The 14,266-nt window shown below is 43.0% G+C and carries 12 protein-coding genes; 3 read left to right on the forward strand and 9 right to left on the reverse strand.

The window, feature by feature from the left end; translation table 11 throughout:
- Nucleotides 1-320: 320 nt before the first annotated feature.
- From CHA01nite_RS05635 to CHA01nite_RS05675, 9 genes are all read right to left on the reverse strand, one after another.
- Nucleotides 321-1,004, reverse strand: coding sequence for a hypothetical protein (locus tag CHA01nite_RS05635; RefSeq protein ID WP_146940334.1), 684 nt, complete (start codon nt 1,002-1,004; stop codon nt 321-323).
- Complete coding sequence (locus CHA01nite_RS05640) at nt 1,001-1,492, reverse strand: DNA-deoxyinosine glycosylase (RefSeq protein WP_373869021.1); 492 nt, start codon at nt 1,490-1,492, stop codon at nt 1,001-1,003. The genes CHA01nite_RS05635 and CHA01nite_RS05640 overlap by 4 nt, the downstream gene beginning before the upstream one ends.
- A gap of 121 nt (nt 1,493-1,613) precedes the next feature.
- Nucleotides 1,614-3,608, reverse strand: a complete 1,995-nt coding sequence (locus CHA01nite_RS05645) for a S9 family peptidase (protein ID WP_146940335.1) — start codon at nt 3,606-3,608, stop codon at nt 1,614-1,616.
- A gap of 368 nt (nt 3,609-3,976) precedes the next feature.
- Complete coding sequence (locus tag CHA01nite_RS05650) at nt 3,977-4,321, reverse strand: phage holin family protein (protein ID WP_146940336.1); 345 nt, start codon at nt 4,319-4,321, stop codon at nt 3,977-3,979.
- A gap of 253 nt (nt 4,322-4,574) precedes the next feature.
- Nucleotides 4,575-4,997 (reverse strand): PaaI family thioesterase, encoded by a 423-nt coding sequence (locus CHA01nite_RS05655; protein WP_146940337.1) that lies wholly within the window; start codon nt 4,995-4,997, stop codon nt 4,575-4,577.
- A gap of 319 nt (nt 4,998-5,316) precedes the next feature.
- On the reverse strand, nt 5,317-6,105 hold the full coding sequence (locus CHA01nite_RS05660; RefSeq protein WP_146940338.1) for an alpha/beta fold hydrolase: 789 nt from the start codon (nt 6,103-6,105) through the stop codon (nt 5,317-5,319).
- Nucleotides 6,106-6,243: 138 nt separating this feature from the next.
- Nucleotides 6,244-8,370 carry a type IA DNA topoisomerase gene (locus CHA01nite_RS05665; protein WP_146940339.1) on the reverse strand — a complete coding sequence of 709 codons (2,127 nt, stop codon included), beginning with the start codon at nt 8,368-8,370 and terminating at the stop codon, nt 6,244-6,246.
- Between the two features lie 384 nt (nt 8,371-8,754).
- Nucleotides 8,755-9,783, reverse strand: coding sequence for a pirin family protein (locus tag CHA01nite_RS05670; protein WP_307725978.1), 1,029 nt, complete (start codon nt 9,781-9,783; stop codon nt 8,755-8,757).
- A 466-nt stretch (nt 9,784-10,249) separates the two neighbouring features.
- Nucleotides 10,250-10,546, reverse strand: a complete 297-nt coding sequence (locus CHA01nite_RS05675; protein WP_146940340.1) for a GNAT family N-acetyltransferase — start codon at nt 10,544-10,546, stop codon at nt 10,250-10,252.
- 543 nt (nt 10,547-11,089) lie between these two features.
- Between CHA01nite_RS05675 and CHA01nite_RS05680 the strand changes: the two genes are divergently transcribed.
- From CHA01nite_RS05680 to metQ, 3 genes are all read left to right on the forward strand, one after another.
- Nucleotides 11,090-12,118 (forward strand): methionine ABC transporter ATP-binding protein, encoded by a 1,029-nt coding sequence (locus tag CHA01nite_RS05680; protein WP_146940341.1) that lies wholly within the window; start codon nt 11,090-11,092, stop codon nt 12,116-12,118.
- The gene (gene metI / locus CHA01nite_RS05685) at nt 12,111-12,767 is read left to right on the forward strand and encodes a methionine ABC transporter permease MetI (RefSeq protein ID WP_146940342.1); all 657 of its coding nucleotides are present in this window, start codon (nt 12,111-12,113) and stop codon (nt 12,765-12,767) included. The genes CHA01nite_RS05680 and metI overlap by 8 nt, the downstream gene beginning before the upstream one ends.
- Nucleotides 12,768-13,020: 253 nt before the next feature.
- Nucleotides 13,021-13,833 carry a methionine ABC transporter substrate-binding lipoprotein MetQ gene (gene metQ / locus CHA01nite_RS05690; protein WP_146940343.1) on the forward strand — a complete coding sequence of 271 codons (813 nt, stop codon included), beginning with the start codon at nt 13,021-13,023 and terminating at the stop codon, nt 13,831-13,833.
- Nucleotides 13,834-14,266 lie beyond the last annotated feature (433 nt).

Genomic DNA, 14,266 nt, shown 5'->3' on the forward strand with positions numbered 1-14,266 from the left:
AAAGGTATATATGCTTTTTCTGAACAACGAATCGGTTTGTATCGCGATCACTATCCATAGTATCCCATCAATTTTGCTGAAGCCCAATACATAGGCATTTACTGATCCGAATTACCACAGTGGCCTGGGCCGGTAACCTAAGCCCGGAGCTGAAAATTCACATTTCTTTCAACAGCCTGACCGGAAGAAGAAGCGGGGAAGAGTTCCGGATGAAGTTTTCCCGGAACGATGGGTGCTGATTCAGCCTTATGAAGAGATTTACAGGATTGAAAAATAAAATATTGATAAACAGAATCGAGGGAAATAGATTCCCTTGATTATTAATCTTTAAATCTTAATTGCGCTTCATTGACTTTTATATCAAAATCATGGGGTTCAATAGCAAGTAATGTTAAAGCATATGTTCTGTTATTTGATTTTCCTGTTGCAGATTTTAAAATGCCGTTATTTTCAAACTTGATTTTATTATATATTTCATGATAATCAAATAACAACCGTAACCCTACAAATGAAAGATTATCATTGAAGCCGGCAAAAACTACATTTGCTGAAAGCCTTTCTTTATTCATCTTTTCATCTGAAAATTCCTTGATTGAATAATTATACAGATTTCCGTCTCGCTTATCAAGCAATTCAGCCTTAAAGAACCTGTGCTTCGCTTCATTTTCAAACTGCTTTTTTACCGAGGGTATCCTTACTGAAAATTTATAAACAAAATTTTCGCCTTTCAAAGGAAAATCAGTGTTTTTCAGATCGAAATGGTGTTGCAGGCTATTTTTAAAATCAGTGAGAATAGCGGATAATTTATTTTTACTTTCTGATTGGAAAGTTATTTGATAAAAATAATTTTTAGAATTTACTATATGCTGAAAATCTCTAATTTCAGGTTTTCCCTTATCAACAGTCAGTTCGTGTCTGTATTTTAAATAATAATCAAAATGATATTCCTGGGAGAAAAGCCGGATAAAGGTAAAAATAAAGAACAGCGGTATCAGTTTTTTCATAAATAGCTTTTAATCTTCTTCCATTCCTCAAATTTCTTCTCAAAAGAAATGGTATGGAGCGGACTTGTTGAAGGCAGTAAAAATACAGGAATTTTGTAATTCTTACCTAACATCTTCTGTAGATTTTTGTATGACTTTCCGCCGTTGCAGAAAATGGCTTTGATGTTCGGATGGCTTTCCAGCAGCTCATCGATCCTATTGGCTTCTTCATTTCTGATCTCGGAATCAAGACTTCCTTTTCTTTCACATGAATCGATCACGTCCCAGAGCGCGATATGGTGTTTCCTGATGATCTCAATTCTTCCGGAATAGCTATCGGTAAAATCCTCCTCAAGCAATTCAAAAATAATTTTCCAGAATTTGTTCTGCGGATGGGCATAATACTGCTGCTTTTCCAGTGATTTTACTCCGGGAATTGATCCCAGGATTAAAATTTCGGAATGGGTATCAATAATGGGTGGAAAAGATGAAATACGGTCGGACATCATGGCAAATAATTTGGCTAAAGCCGTTTTCAGGGTATCAACAAAAAGCGGGCTAAAGCCCGCTTCTATTGATCTTATTAATTTTCTTACAGATTTTAAGCCTCTTCAGATTAGAAAAACCAGACTATAATGTCTCCTTCAGCCAGCTAAAAAACTCCCTTTGCCATACCAGCCCGTTCTGCGGATGAAGCACCCAGTGGTTCTCATTCGGGAAATACACCAGTTTGGATTTCAGTCCGCGGAGTTTTGCCGCCTGGAAAGCTTCCTGCCCCTGCTCGTAAGGCACCCGGTAATCGATTCCGCCCTGTACGATCATGATCGGCTTGTTCCACTTGTCCACAAAATTGCTCGGGTTGAATTCCGTGTAGGCTTTCGGTAAAGGCTTTTCCCATGGTGAGCCCAGGTCCCAGTTGGCGAACCATAATTCTTCGGTGGTCAGGTACCAGGATTTCATATCAAACAATCCGTCGTGTGCGATGAACGTCTTGAAACGGTTCTGATGGATTCCAGCCAGCATGAATACGCTGTATCCTCCGTAGCTCGCTCCTACCGCTGCTACCCGGTCGCCGTCTACATAAGGCAGGGCCTTGGCATAATCGGTAGCTGCCAGATAATCCCGCATCGGCTGTCCGCCCCAGTCTCTGGAGATCTCTTCGTTCCATTTGGTTCCCCAGCCCGGCATTCCTCTTCTGTTCGGTGCCACGACGATGTAACCGTTGGCTGCCATTAAAGCAAAGTTCCATCGGGTACTGAAAAACTGGGTAAGGGCCGATTGCGGACCGCCCTGGCAGTACACCAGCGTCGGGTATTTTTTATTCGGATCGAAGTTCGGCGGGTAATGGAACCACACGCCCATTTCTTTGCCGTCGGTAGTTTTTACCATTTTCAGCTCGGATTTCCCTTCGGCAAGATTGGCATAAGCATCTTTATTGGGCTCCGTGATCTGCTTCATCTCCCCGTTTTTAATATTTACAGAGAAAAGATCCGTTGCATGATTGATGTCCGTTCTTCCCACCAGAAGCGAGTTTTTCTGATCGGCAAAAATTTCATTCACATCAAAATTCCCTTTCGTAATCTGCTGAACCTTCGCATTTTTAGGATCCAATGAAAAAAGCTGCTTGGTTCCCCTGAAAGCCGCCGTAAAGTAGATGGTTTTCGAATCGCCGCTCCAGAAAACGTCTCCGGAAACACTGTCGTCCCAGCCGGACGTAAGGTTCGTTATTTTCCCGGACTTCCAGTCCATCATTTTAATGTCGTTCTTATCCGCTTCATAACCATCTCTGGCCATGCTTTGCCAAACCATTGACTTCCCGTCAGGACTGAATTTCGGATTGACATCATAGCCTTTGTTGGTTTCCGTTAAATTTTTTGTCGTTCCCGAAACCAGGTCGTAAGCGAAAATATCGGTATTCGTGCTTGTTGAATATTCTTTTCCGCTTTTCGGCTTGGTGACGTATAAAAGCCGGGAAGAATCCGGGCTCCAGATAAAGTCTTCAGCTCCCCCGAACGGCCGTTGCGGCGAATCCCACATTTTTCCTTCCAGCAGATCTTTGGCAGCCTCTGCCTTTTCAGACACATTCACTACGAAGACATGGTTGTATTTTCCTTCACTGAAATAGTCCCAGTGGCGGTGATTCAGGTCGGTATAGACCTGCGCTGTGGTTTTCGGAGTGTCTGAATATTTGTCCTTGCCCATCACCTTTTCCATCAGCACCTGTCTGCTGAACGCTATTTTTTTTCCGTCCGGGGCAATAACGATGTTGTCGGCTTCCCCGATGGTATAAAATTCCGTCCATGTTTTGCCACTGTCCCTGGAAAGGAAAATCTTATCGCCTTCCTGTGCATAGATCCCGTTTTTGTCCCATTGGATCAGGGCTTTTTTGCCTAAATCTATTTTGGTTGACTGCTGATTCAGAACATTGAGGAAATAATTCTCATTTTTTGTCTTTTCGGTTTTTAGGTCCACCTGTCCCACTTTATAAATCAGGGAAGACTGGTCCGGAGAAACGGCCTGTACGACTACTTTTTTCAAAGTCCACAGGATTTCAGGCGTCATGAGTTGTTGTGCATTCATTAAAAGCGGAGCTGCCAGAGCCAGCAGACTGTACTTAAGTTTCATATAATACTATTCATTTGTTATGACCGGTGACCTGTTGTAGAGGCACCTGCCTTATTCATTTCAAAGATGGCCAAAGTTAATTATTTAAAATAAAACAGGGACCGGGAATCGGGATTAATTTAACGGAAGGCTGGAAGAAAGAATCTTATTTAAATCTGATTTACACATCCAACGTTATTTACTTTACTAATTTTCTAAAAATAAGATTAAAAGAAAAAACCAAACGGGTTTTGAAAACCCGTTTGTTTTATTTACTCCAGTTTATGAATTTTTATAATGATGATTTCATCTAAAGATCCGGCCAAAAAAAAGAACGAACCGAAGCCCGCCCAAGTTGATATATACCTTTGATTGATTGATTTCTTTTATTAATCGCCATCCGAAAACATCGAACTGGCAAGAGAAGTGACCACAGAGAGCAGGATGCTGAAAATCAGGGCCGACAAAAATCCGTTCACTTCCATGCTGTCTACAAAATAGTCGGCAATCAGGATAATGACGGCATTGATGACCAGCGTAAACAGGCCTAACGTAATAATCGTAAGCGGCAGTCCCAAAAGTTTGAGGACCGGTCTTACAAATAAGTTCAGCAAGCTCAGAACCACTGCAAAAATAACTGCTCCGGTAAATCCTGTAAAATGCACCCCCGGTAAAATCCAGGTGAGTAAATAAGCTACAATGGCGGTTACCAAAAGGCGGATGATAAGATTCATACGTTCATTTTATCGGAGGTTTGCATGCAAAAGGCATTCCATTTTAAAGAGGAAATTTAACAGACGCTGGGTTGGCCGATAAAAAGTTCGATGAGATATTGAATCTTGGCGATCGGGCCGCACCCGATGCTGTTTTAAGTCGTCCTTTTGGAGTTTGAGAATTCCTGAATAGAGATTTTAATACTCAATAACTATTGGCGTCATGTTGACAAAAACTTCGGCACCCGGCATCCCTCTTCCAGCCTATATTCAATTATTTTATTTTCATCATTGTCACCAGGGAAGTCGAGACATGACTTTCGGAACCGCCGTTTTCATCAACGGTGTAAATTTCCGTGCGGATGACACTGATTTTCGCGCCGCCTTTCACCACATAGGATTTTGAAACCAACGCTTCACCAATGGCCGGCCGCAGGTAATTGACTTTCAGTTCGACCGTCACGACATAGCAGTCTTCTTCGTAATGACTGACGGCAGCATAGCCTGAAGAAACATCCACCAGGGAAGCAATCATCGCCCCGTTGAACATACCGGCTTTACGGGTCATCAGGTCCATTTTCGGGATCTTCATCGAGATGAAGCCGGTTTCCGCTTGAAGGAGTTCGGCTTTATAGAATTTTAAGGTTTCGGAACGGTTGAAGCTATCCGCAATCAGTTGCTTTTTTTCTGGGGTCATATTTCCGGTTTATGACAAATGTAGTGCAATAGGAAAAATCCTGAAAGTTTTTTGATTAAAAAAGGGGAGTTGGAATAACGCAACGGCGCAAAGTTTTTCCTGAATGCTTTGCATAAAAAGACGCAAGGATTTTATCTTTGATAAATTGTACCGCTGATTTCGGAAGAATAAAAATTTTGAGGATTAGTATTAGCGATGTGAAAATTTGACCGCGTCAAATTCTTTGCATCTTAAAAGCAGTTGGCAGTTACATAATTCTTGCGGCCTTCGCGGATTCCAGCTATATTTCCGGTTGAATTACATAATATAAAACGGTCTGTTACAGTTGCGGCTTCTTTATAAATTCAATAACATCTTTGCTGAGTTCTTCCGCCCTTTCGATCGGGACGCCGTGGGAGGCACCTTTATAGATTTTGAGCTTTGCGCCAGGAATTTCTTTGGCGATGTATTCGGTGTGGGAACGGAGGATCAGATCATTTTCTCCTGCTACCACCAGAACTTCTGCTTTGATATGGTTCAGCTGCTGTTTTGTGATTTTCGGTTCATCAATCATCAGCTGTAGAAGGCGTATTTCACTTTCCGGTTTTTGCTGTGCTCTTTTTTCAGCTGCTTCTTTTTTCATCGACTCTACCTCATTCTCGCCTACGCCGGCGGGAAAAACGTTGGCCCCGCTGGTGATAATCCTGTTTGTTCTGTCCGGATATCTGATGGCAAATTCGAGCGCGGTATTGCCGCCGTCGCTCCATCCGAGGATGTTGATTTTCTTTAATTTCAGTTTATCAGACAGGAGCTTCACATCATCAGCAAATTTTCTGTAAGTCAATGGTTCTGTGGATGTATCCGTACTTTTCCCCTGCCCTCTCGTGTCCATGGCCACAATCATGAAATGTTTTGAAAGTCCGGGAATTTCTTTGGAAAAAGCGTCAATGCTGCCTCCGTTTCCGTGAAGCAGGAACAGCGGTTGTCCTTTTCCGTAGACTTCGTAATAAATATCGGCGTCTTTCAGGTGAAGGACTTTTCCGGCTGCGGGATTTTTACCGAAACTATGGGTTTGTGCAAAGCCGGGTGTACAGATGCAAAGGATAATCAGCCCGATTATTTTTTTCATGCTTTGAAAATTTTAGCTGAGATTAAAGGTAGCAAATTTTGCCTGTATTCCGGGACTTATCCGTTTTATTACCCTTACGCAGATCGTGCGGATTGCGCAGATTTTTTTTTAAAATAATGAAATGAGCCCGAATGCAATTCAGGCAAGAACTACGGCAAAGTTTTCATCCATAGATAAAACGCCTTCAGCCAGTGCTTCCGGATGCGAGGTAAAGCCTTTCAGTTTTGAAGTTTTTCCTTTCATGACCAGGTCCATCAATTGTTTGTCCGACAGTTTTTTCCCGAAGATCTCAAAAGAAACTTTGAAGCCGCAGTTTTTGAAATCGGAACATCCGACCGCTGTTTTTCCTTTCAGTAAATGATGCGCTTTGCATTTCGGGCATTGGGTTTCCTCCCAGGACGCCAGTTCTTTTTTTACCGCCGGTTCCCGCCTTTTCTTTTCTTTAACCGCTTCAACCTTTTCTTCTTCCAGGGAAATTACCTTTCCTTTTCCGTCTACCACTTTTTTGGTGAGTTCCGTCACCATCTGAATCAGTTCTTCTTTAAACAGGTTGGCTTCGTACTGCCCGCTTTCGATCTTACGGAGCTTGGATTCCCACTCTCCGGTGAGCTCGGGACTTTTCAGCAATTCGTCTTCGATGGTATCGATCAGCTGGATCCCAGTTTGGGTGGCGATCAGGTTTTTCCTTTTCTTTTCGATATATTTCCGTTTGAAAAGCGTCTCGATGATGTTGGCACGGGTCGAAGGCCTTCCGATGCCGTTATTCTTCAGCATCTCGCGGAGTTCTTCGTCTTCCACCTGTCTCCCGGCGGTTTCCATCGCCCTCAGCAGGGTGGCTTCGGTATAAGGTTTCGGCGGCGACGTTTTCCCCTGGTGGATCTTCGGATCATGAGGTCCGGTTTCGCCCACGATAAATTCGGGAATTGTCTGTTCCTCCTCCTTTTCTTTTTCCTTGTCGGCGGTTTCTTCTTTCGGCTCTTTGGCGTATACTGCCCGCCAGCCCGGCTCAAGAACCTGCCTGCCGCTGGTCTTAAACGGAATCGTCCCTACTTTCCCTTCTACCAAAGTGTTTGAAATCTTACATTCCGGATAGAACACGGCGATGAAACGCTTGGCCACCAGATCGTAGACCAGTTTTTCTTCACGGCTTAAATTCTGGGAAGGCGGAACTTCCGTCGGGATGATCGCATGGTGATCGGTAACTTTCGTATCATCGAAAACCGCCTTCGATTTTGGGATCGGTGCTTCCAGCAATGGGGCAATCAGATCCTGATAGAAATACATCTTCCGGAGAATACCTTCTATTTTCGGATGCAGGCTTTCGGATAGATACGTGGTGTCTACTCTCGGATAGGTTACGTGTTTTTTTTCGTAAAGGCTCTGGATATAATTGAGCGTATTTTCCGCCGAATAGCCATATTTTTTATTGGCCTCCACCTGAAGAGCCGTTAAATCGAAGAGTCGCGGGTTCTTCTCTTTTCCTTCCTTGATTTCAAAGGAAACGATCTCAAAAGGATTCTGTTTCAGGTACTCCAGGCCTTTTTCTGCACGTTCCAACGTTTTCAGCCTGTCGATTGCGGCATTGAAAATCACGTCACGGTATTTGGTTTTCAGCTCCCAGTATTCTTCGGTAGTGAAGGCATCGATTTCTTTCTGGCGCTGCACCAGCATGGCCAAAGTAGGCGTCTGTACCCTTCCGATGGAAAGGACCGCCTTGTTTCCGCCGAACTTCTTGGTAAACAGACGGGTGGCGTTGATGCCCAGCAGCCAGTCGCCGATGGCCCGCGCATTTCCTGCGAGGTACAGGTTTTTATATTCTTCCGCCGGCTTTAAATTCGAGAAACCTTCTTTAATCGCCTCTTCGGTCAGGGATGAAATCCACAGCCGCTGAATCGGTTTGTTGCATTTCGCTTTCTGCAATACCCACCGCTGGATCAGTTCCCCTTCCTGCCCGGCATCCCCGCAGTTGATCACCTCATCGCATTCTTCCACCAGTCTTTCAATCACCTTAAACTGATTTTCAACGCCTTTGTTCGGAATCAGTTTAATCCCGAAATTCTGCGGAATGATAGGCAAGAGAAAAAGGTTCCAGGATTTGTACTGCGGACCGTAATCGTGGGGTTCCTTGAGGGTACAGAGGTGTCCGAACGTCCATGTCACGCAATAGCCGTTTCCTTCCATATAGCCCTGCTTGGGCATCGTGGCGCCCAATACTTTGGCAATATCTCTGGCAACACTGGGTTTTTCGGCAATACAAAGTTTCATGAAGTTCTCGGGATTTTGAAGAGGGCAAAAATCGGGAATTTTTTTGGAATTTGCTAATTTGTTAAACCGGATCATCGTCGGTCCGACAAAATTAGAAAAGTTTTCAGATGTTTATTTATTGTTCCAATGTGTGTTAATTGCTGTAAAGACAACTTATTCTCTTTTTTAAGTCTAATTTCCGGGACGTCCGTTAAAGACAATATTTAGCTGATATAACATGACTCCAAAGAAAAAAATCAGGTTAAACAGACTGGAAAAGGGGAGTTCGATGCTGGAAGTTTCCTGGTCAATATTACATCAAAGGTGATGGTGATCGATCAAAATACAATGCCGGCACAAGCGTGACGCTTATGCCGGCTCAACATATCTGCAAATTAAAATTCCTTATATGGTTATCGGTACTTCCATCAAAAGAATCTCCGTATTCTCCGAAGTCACTTTGATATTGATTTCCGAAACTTCGCTGATACCGAAACCGTCTTTGGCCCCTAAATGTTCACCTTCGATTTCTGCGCTTCCTTTAATGATGAAGGCATAGACACCATTTCCGTCTTTTTTAATCTCGTAACGGGTTTCCGCATTGTTTTCAAAATGGCCCAGATGGAACCAGGCATCCTGGTAGATCCAGATTCCTTCGTCTTCAGGATCAGGGGAAAGGATCTGCTGGAAGCGGTTTTTACTTTTGGCCAGGTCCAGCGTCATCTGGTCGTATCTTGGGGTGACGTTCCTTTGATTCGGATAAATCCAGATCTGCAGGAATTTCCCGAAGCCGCTTCCCTCCTTCCCGAATTCGCTGTGCATCACGCCGGTTCCGGCACTCATCACCTGCACGTCGCCGCCTTTTATTTCCGTCCGGTTGCCAAGGTTGTCTTCATGAACCAGCGTGCCTTCCAAAGCAATGCTGATGATCTCCATATTGTCGTGCGGATGGGTCCCGAAACCTTTTCCGGCTTCAATGGAATCATCATTCAGGACCCTTAGTGCCCCGAAACGGATGCGTTCAGGATCATAAAATTCGCTGAAGCTGAATATTTTTTCGCCGGATACCCAGCCCATATCCGTTATTCCTCCGGAACCGGCACGGTGAACCACCCTTTTTTCAGGATCTCTGCTTTCAGCAAAAAGTTCTTCCACTTCACTGCGCAAGAGACCGCTGCCGCCACCGTAATGTTCGATCACATTAACCTTCGGATCAAGATTTTCACAGAAAGTTTTGATTTCTTTCTCAAACCGGTCTTCCAATCCGGAGCTCAGCAGAACGATATCCGCCTCATGCCGGGTGATAAAATCCCTGCTCTGACTTTCATCACTAAAAATTTCAGCGCTCCAGCCTTCATTTTTTTCAATGATCCTTTTCAGGGTATCCAGGATTTCCTGATTTTTTCCGATGACTACGAAGTTCAATTTTTTCATTTTGTTTTTTAATTAAATGTTATATGGTATGAAAAAGTGTTGGTTTTTTAAAGTCCTGAGCTAATGTAACACAAAGCCCACAAAGTTTTTTATGCTTAATGTTTTCCAGGTTCATAAAGCCGAAACTCATAAAAGTTCACTGGGTTTCTTCAAGTCTGTTCCAGCTCAAGAACAGTACCGTTTTTAATGGCTTGAGCTAATTTAATACAAAGTCCACCAAGTGTTTTTTTAAATACTGAGTATTTTCTAAGTTCACAAAGCCGTAAACTTATAATAAGCCCACTAAATTTCTTTGAGACGGTTCAGATCAATAATTCTTAGTTTTCTTATTATCAAACCTGTTTCCTGTTTAGGATAATCAGATCGATTTCTCCTGATTTCATTCAATAATTAACAGGCCTTTATAATTGACATTGCTGTTTAATAATCATAATTGCTTATATTTTTGACCATTCACACAGATTTTCTACATCTGTTCTTTCAGCCAGACATCATTATACTCGTCAGGATGCCTCTTGAATTGTGCATGGACGTACGGACACAGCGGAACGATTTTCAGATCATGCTCCCTCGCATAGCCTACCAGTTTTTCAAGAAGGATCCCGGCAAAACCCCGGCCTTCAAACCCGTCACTGACTTCCGTATGATACACGGTAAGCTTACTTCCGATAACCGAAATATCCATTTTCCCGGCTTTCTTATCGTCTGAGAAAAGCTGAACTTCTCCCCTAACCTTTCCTAAAACAACTTCCGTTCTTTCCATAATTCTGATTTTAATGTTACCGTAAAATTAAGCGGTTTGAAATTCTCCGGTCATGATCTATGGTAACTTTTTGTCTTTTCAGGGAATTTACTGCTGGAGGTTTAGAATCCGGTTAATTTAATTAGAAATCAGATTAACCGGCTGGATGCCGGATGCCGGATGATGGATGAGTGATAAATGATAAGTGATGGGTTAAATTTATGAATTAATCTTGATACGTATAAATTTTCGTTATTTAAAATTATGATTATCAATCATTTAAATTTATTAATTAAAATTAATCACAAAAAGTCTACTTTTTTAGTGGACTAAAAGAAATTTATGTCTTATCTTTGCCACCGTAATCAGGACATGAAAATAAAATGAAGTCAGTTTTTAAAACCCAATCTATAAGAAAGCATATCACCATTAATATGATGATGTATTGCTGTATGCCTCACATACGAAACTACGTTGGTTGACCTTACTTTTATATGACATATTTTTTTTAAAGGCTTTACCACGTTGTAAAGCCTTTTTTATTTAAACAGAACAGATCAGAAAATGATAGAAATTAAAAATATTTCAAAGACCTTTTATCAGAAAAACCAGTCTTTCAAAGCTTTGGATGAGGTGAGCCTGAATGTCGCACAAGGCGATATTGTAGGCATCATCGGGTTTTCGGGAGCCGGGAAAAGCACCCTGATCCGAACGGTTAACCTGCTGGAAAAGCCGGACCGCGGTGAAATCATCATCAACGGTAAAGATTTTACAAAGCTGAGTTCCCGGCAGCTGGCCAGGGAACGGAAAAAGATCGGGATGATCTTCCAGCACTTCAATCTCCTGTCGTCACGGACGGTTTTTGAAAATATAGCCCTTCCATTGGAACTTGACGGTACGGATAAGGCAACCATCCGTAAAAAGGCGGATGAACTTCTGAAGATCGTAGGACTCGAAGAAAAAGCCCGCGATTATCCCAAAAGCCTTTCGGGCGGACAAAAACAAAGGGTGGCCATTGCAAGGGCTCTGGCCAATGATCCCTATCTCCTGTTGTGTGATGAGGCAACAAGCGCCCTGGATCCGGCAACCACACAGTCGATTCTGCAGCTGCTGAGGGACATCAACCAAAGGCTGGGTATTACCATCCTCCTGATCACCCACGAAATGGAAGTCATCAAATCCGTCTGCAACCATGTTGCGGTGATCGACAAAGGAAAACTTTTAATTAAAGGAACCCTTTCGGAGATTGTCTCCAATAAGGAACATCCGATTATCAAACAATTTTTAAACTCCGGTGTTATGACCATCCCCCAGGAACTGAATAAAAAAATACAGAAAGAGCCACAGGCAGGCCTGTTCCCACTTGTTGAAATAGAACTGAACGAACAGATTTCCGTTGAGGAACTGCTCGCTATCGTCTATGAAAAATATAAAATCCCATACAAACTGCTGAAAGCCGATGTGGAATATCTCGGAGACTCGAATTTCGGGAAACTGCTGCTTCAGCTCCAGGGCGAAGAAGAGCACAACCAGCAGGCCCTCTATTATTTCAACCGGAATAAAATTCAAAATACAGTAAGAGGATATGCTTAGCGAAACGGTAATTTCTCTCTTGTCAAAGGGAATTTGGGAAACGGTTTTTATGACCTTCGTATCAGGATTTTTCGGTTTTGTACTGGGCCTTCCGGTAGGAATCCTGTTGTTTTTAACGCGAAAAGGTCAACTGCTGGAAAATACGATGTATAACAGAATCTTGTCGGTTCTGGTCAATATTTTCCGGTCCATTCCTTTTATCATTTTAATCGTGTGGATGATTCCTTTTACAAGAAGCATGGTCGGAACTTCGATCGGAGTGAACGCTGCACTGGTTCCGCTGAGCATCGGTGCCGCCCCTTTTATTGCAAGACTGGTGGAAAACAGCCTCCTGGAAGTCCCTAACGGACTGATTGAAACGGCAAGGGCCCTGGGTGCCACACCGTTGCAGATTATCCGGAAAATCCTGTTGCCGGAAGCTTTGCCTTCTCTGATCAACAATGCCACGATTACTTTAATTACCCTGGTCGGTTATTCGGCGATGGGTGGTGCCGTGGGAGCAGGCGGTCTGGGGCAGATCGGATACCAGTACGGATACATCGGGTATGATGCCGTGATCATGAATCTTGTCCTGGGTTTGCTGGTGGCACTTGTTTTTATCATTCAGTTCTCGGGAGACCGGCTGGCGAAGCGTTTTGACCACCGTTGACTTTTGGGCGGGAAGGTTTGAGTGTGAGAGTTGCAGGGTTTGAGGATTTGGGAGATGAGAGAATGTGCTGTGATAAGATTGTGTAAGCTTTTTTAAATTATAGTGTGAATGTGAAATAGTGTGGTGGTGCGGACATCCGGCTACCATTCGGCGGAAAGGAAATCCCTGCAGGTAAAAACCTATTTATGAGTTGTTTATTAAAGATTCCATTTTTTTTCCTTTTCGCCGTTTTTTGAAATGAAAATAATTAACAATGAAAAAAATAAAGATTTTAAGCCTTTTGACGGCAGGTCTGATGATGTTGACCGCTTGTAATTCCTCGAAGAAAGACGACCCGAACTTCATCCGTGTCGGGATCACTTCGGGGCCGGAACAGGAAATTGCTGAAGCTGCCAAGAAAGTAGCCAAAGAAAAATACCATCTTGAGGTGGAGCTGGTGGCATTCAACGATTATGTAATTCCCAATGAAGCGCTGAACAATGGCGATATCGATGCCAATGCTTTTCAGCATGTTCCTTACCTTACGGAGCAGTCGAAACAGAGAGGCTATAAACTGGCGGTGGTAGGAAATACTTTTGTCTACCCGATTGTGGCCTATTCAAAAAAAATCAGGAATATCAGCGAGCTTCAGAACGGAAGCACGGTGGTGATCCCCAATGACCCTACGAACGGCGGCCGGTCTCTCCTGTTACTGCAGAAAAACGGCTTGCTGAAATTACGCGACGGTATCGGCTTACTGCCCAAGGTGACGGATATTGCCGACAACCCGAAGCAACTGAAAATCCTGGAGATTGAAGCGCCCCAACTCCCAAGGGTACTGGATGACAAAGAAGTGGTGATCGCCATCATCAACAATAACTTCGCCGCGCAGGCCGGGCTGGATGCCGATAAGCAGGGCCTTTTCAAAGAAGATAAAGATTCCCCGTACATGAACGTGATTGTTTCCAGAGAAGACAACAAAACCTCGGAAAAGGTGAAAAATTTCGTAAAGGCTTATGAATCGGATGAAGTAGCGGAAAAGGCGGAGAAAATTTTCAAGGGTGGTGCCGTGAAGGGATGGAAATAATGTCAATGGTGAATAGTGAATAGTGAATAGTGAAGGTAATTTTTAACTGAAAAATTGAAAACCTTTTGTTCCTATAAAATATTTTTTATTTTTATTAAAAGTATTATTTGGGAAAGCATTCATGTTTATCCAGTACAGACAGGCGAAACCCTGTCTGCTTTTTTTACGGATAGGATTGTATCCTACTCTGTTCTAAGCCATCACTTGGGAGCTTTCAAATAATATAAATCAGACTTTGGTTTAAAATAAAACCAAGACTGTTTTATTCAGGACTAAATAAGGACTTCTTCTGACAGAATAACAAAATGTCTGGTTTGATGATCAAAACCTATGGATCTATGTTTGACAGGGATGATTTCCGGCATCCGGCATTCCTCTCCCAGCTCTTAATCCAGATTCTTCTTCGAATTCACGGTACTATTGATGCTTTTGT

Source organism: Chryseobacterium hagamense (assembly GCF_007991455.1).
Lineage (GTDB): Bacteria > Bacteroidota > Bacteroidia > Flavobacteriales > Weeksellaceae > Chryseobacterium > Chryseobacterium hagamense.

What these genes read in the sequence shown, in the direction of transcription:
- CHA01nite_RS05640 (WP_373869021.1), bottom strand. Translation starts at nt 1,492, where the DNA reads ATGATGTCCGACCGTATTTCATCTTTTCCACCCATTATTGATACCCAT.
- CHA01nite_RS05680 (WP_146940341.1), top strand. Translation starts at nt 11,090, where the DNA reads ATGATAGAAATTAAAAATATTTCAAAGACCTTTTATCAGAAAAACCAG.
- CHA01nite_RS05660 (WP_146940338.1), bottom strand. Translation starts at nt 6,105, where the DNA reads ATGAAAAAAATAATCGGGCTGATTATCCTTTGCATCTGTACACCCGGC.
- CHA01nite_RS05655 (WP_146940337.1), bottom strand. Translation starts at nt 4,997, where the DNA reads ATGACCCCAGAAAAAAAGCAACTGATTGCGGATAGCTTCAACCGTTCC.
- metI (WP_146940342.1), top strand. Translation starts at nt 12,111, where the DNA reads ATGCTTAGCGAAACGGTAATTTCTCTCTTGTCAAAGGGAATTTGGGAA.
- CHA01nite_RS05665 (WP_146940339.1), bottom strand. Translation starts at nt 8,370, where the DNA reads ATGAAACTTTGTATTGCCGAAAAACCCAGTGTTGCCAGAGATATTGCC.
- CHA01nite_RS05650 (WP_146940336.1), bottom strand. Translation starts at nt 4,321, where the DNA reads ATGAATCTTATCATCCGCCTTTTGGTAACCGCCATTGTAGCTTATTTA.
- CHA01nite_RS05635 (WP_146940334.1), bottom strand. Translation starts at nt 1,004, where the DNA reads ATGAAAAAACTGATACCGCTGTTCTTTATTTTTACCTTTATCCGGCTT.
- metQ (WP_146940343.1), top strand. Translation starts at nt 13,021, where the DNA reads ATGAAAAAAATAAAGATTTTAAGCCTTTTGACGGCAGGTCTGATGATG.
- CHA01nite_RS05645 (WP_146940335.1), bottom strand. Translation starts at nt 3,608, where the DNA reads ATGAAACTTAAGTACAGTCTGCTGGCTCTGGCAGCTCCGCTTTTAATG.
- CHA01nite_RS05670 (WP_307725978.1), bottom strand. Translation starts at nt 9,783, where the DNA reads ATGAAAAAATTGAACTTCGTAGTCATCGGAAAAAATCAGGAAATCCTG.
- CHA01nite_RS05675 (WP_146940340.1), bottom strand. Translation starts at nt 10,546, where the DNA reads ATGGAAAGAACGGAAGTTGTTTTAGGAAAGGTTAGGGGAGAAGTTCAG.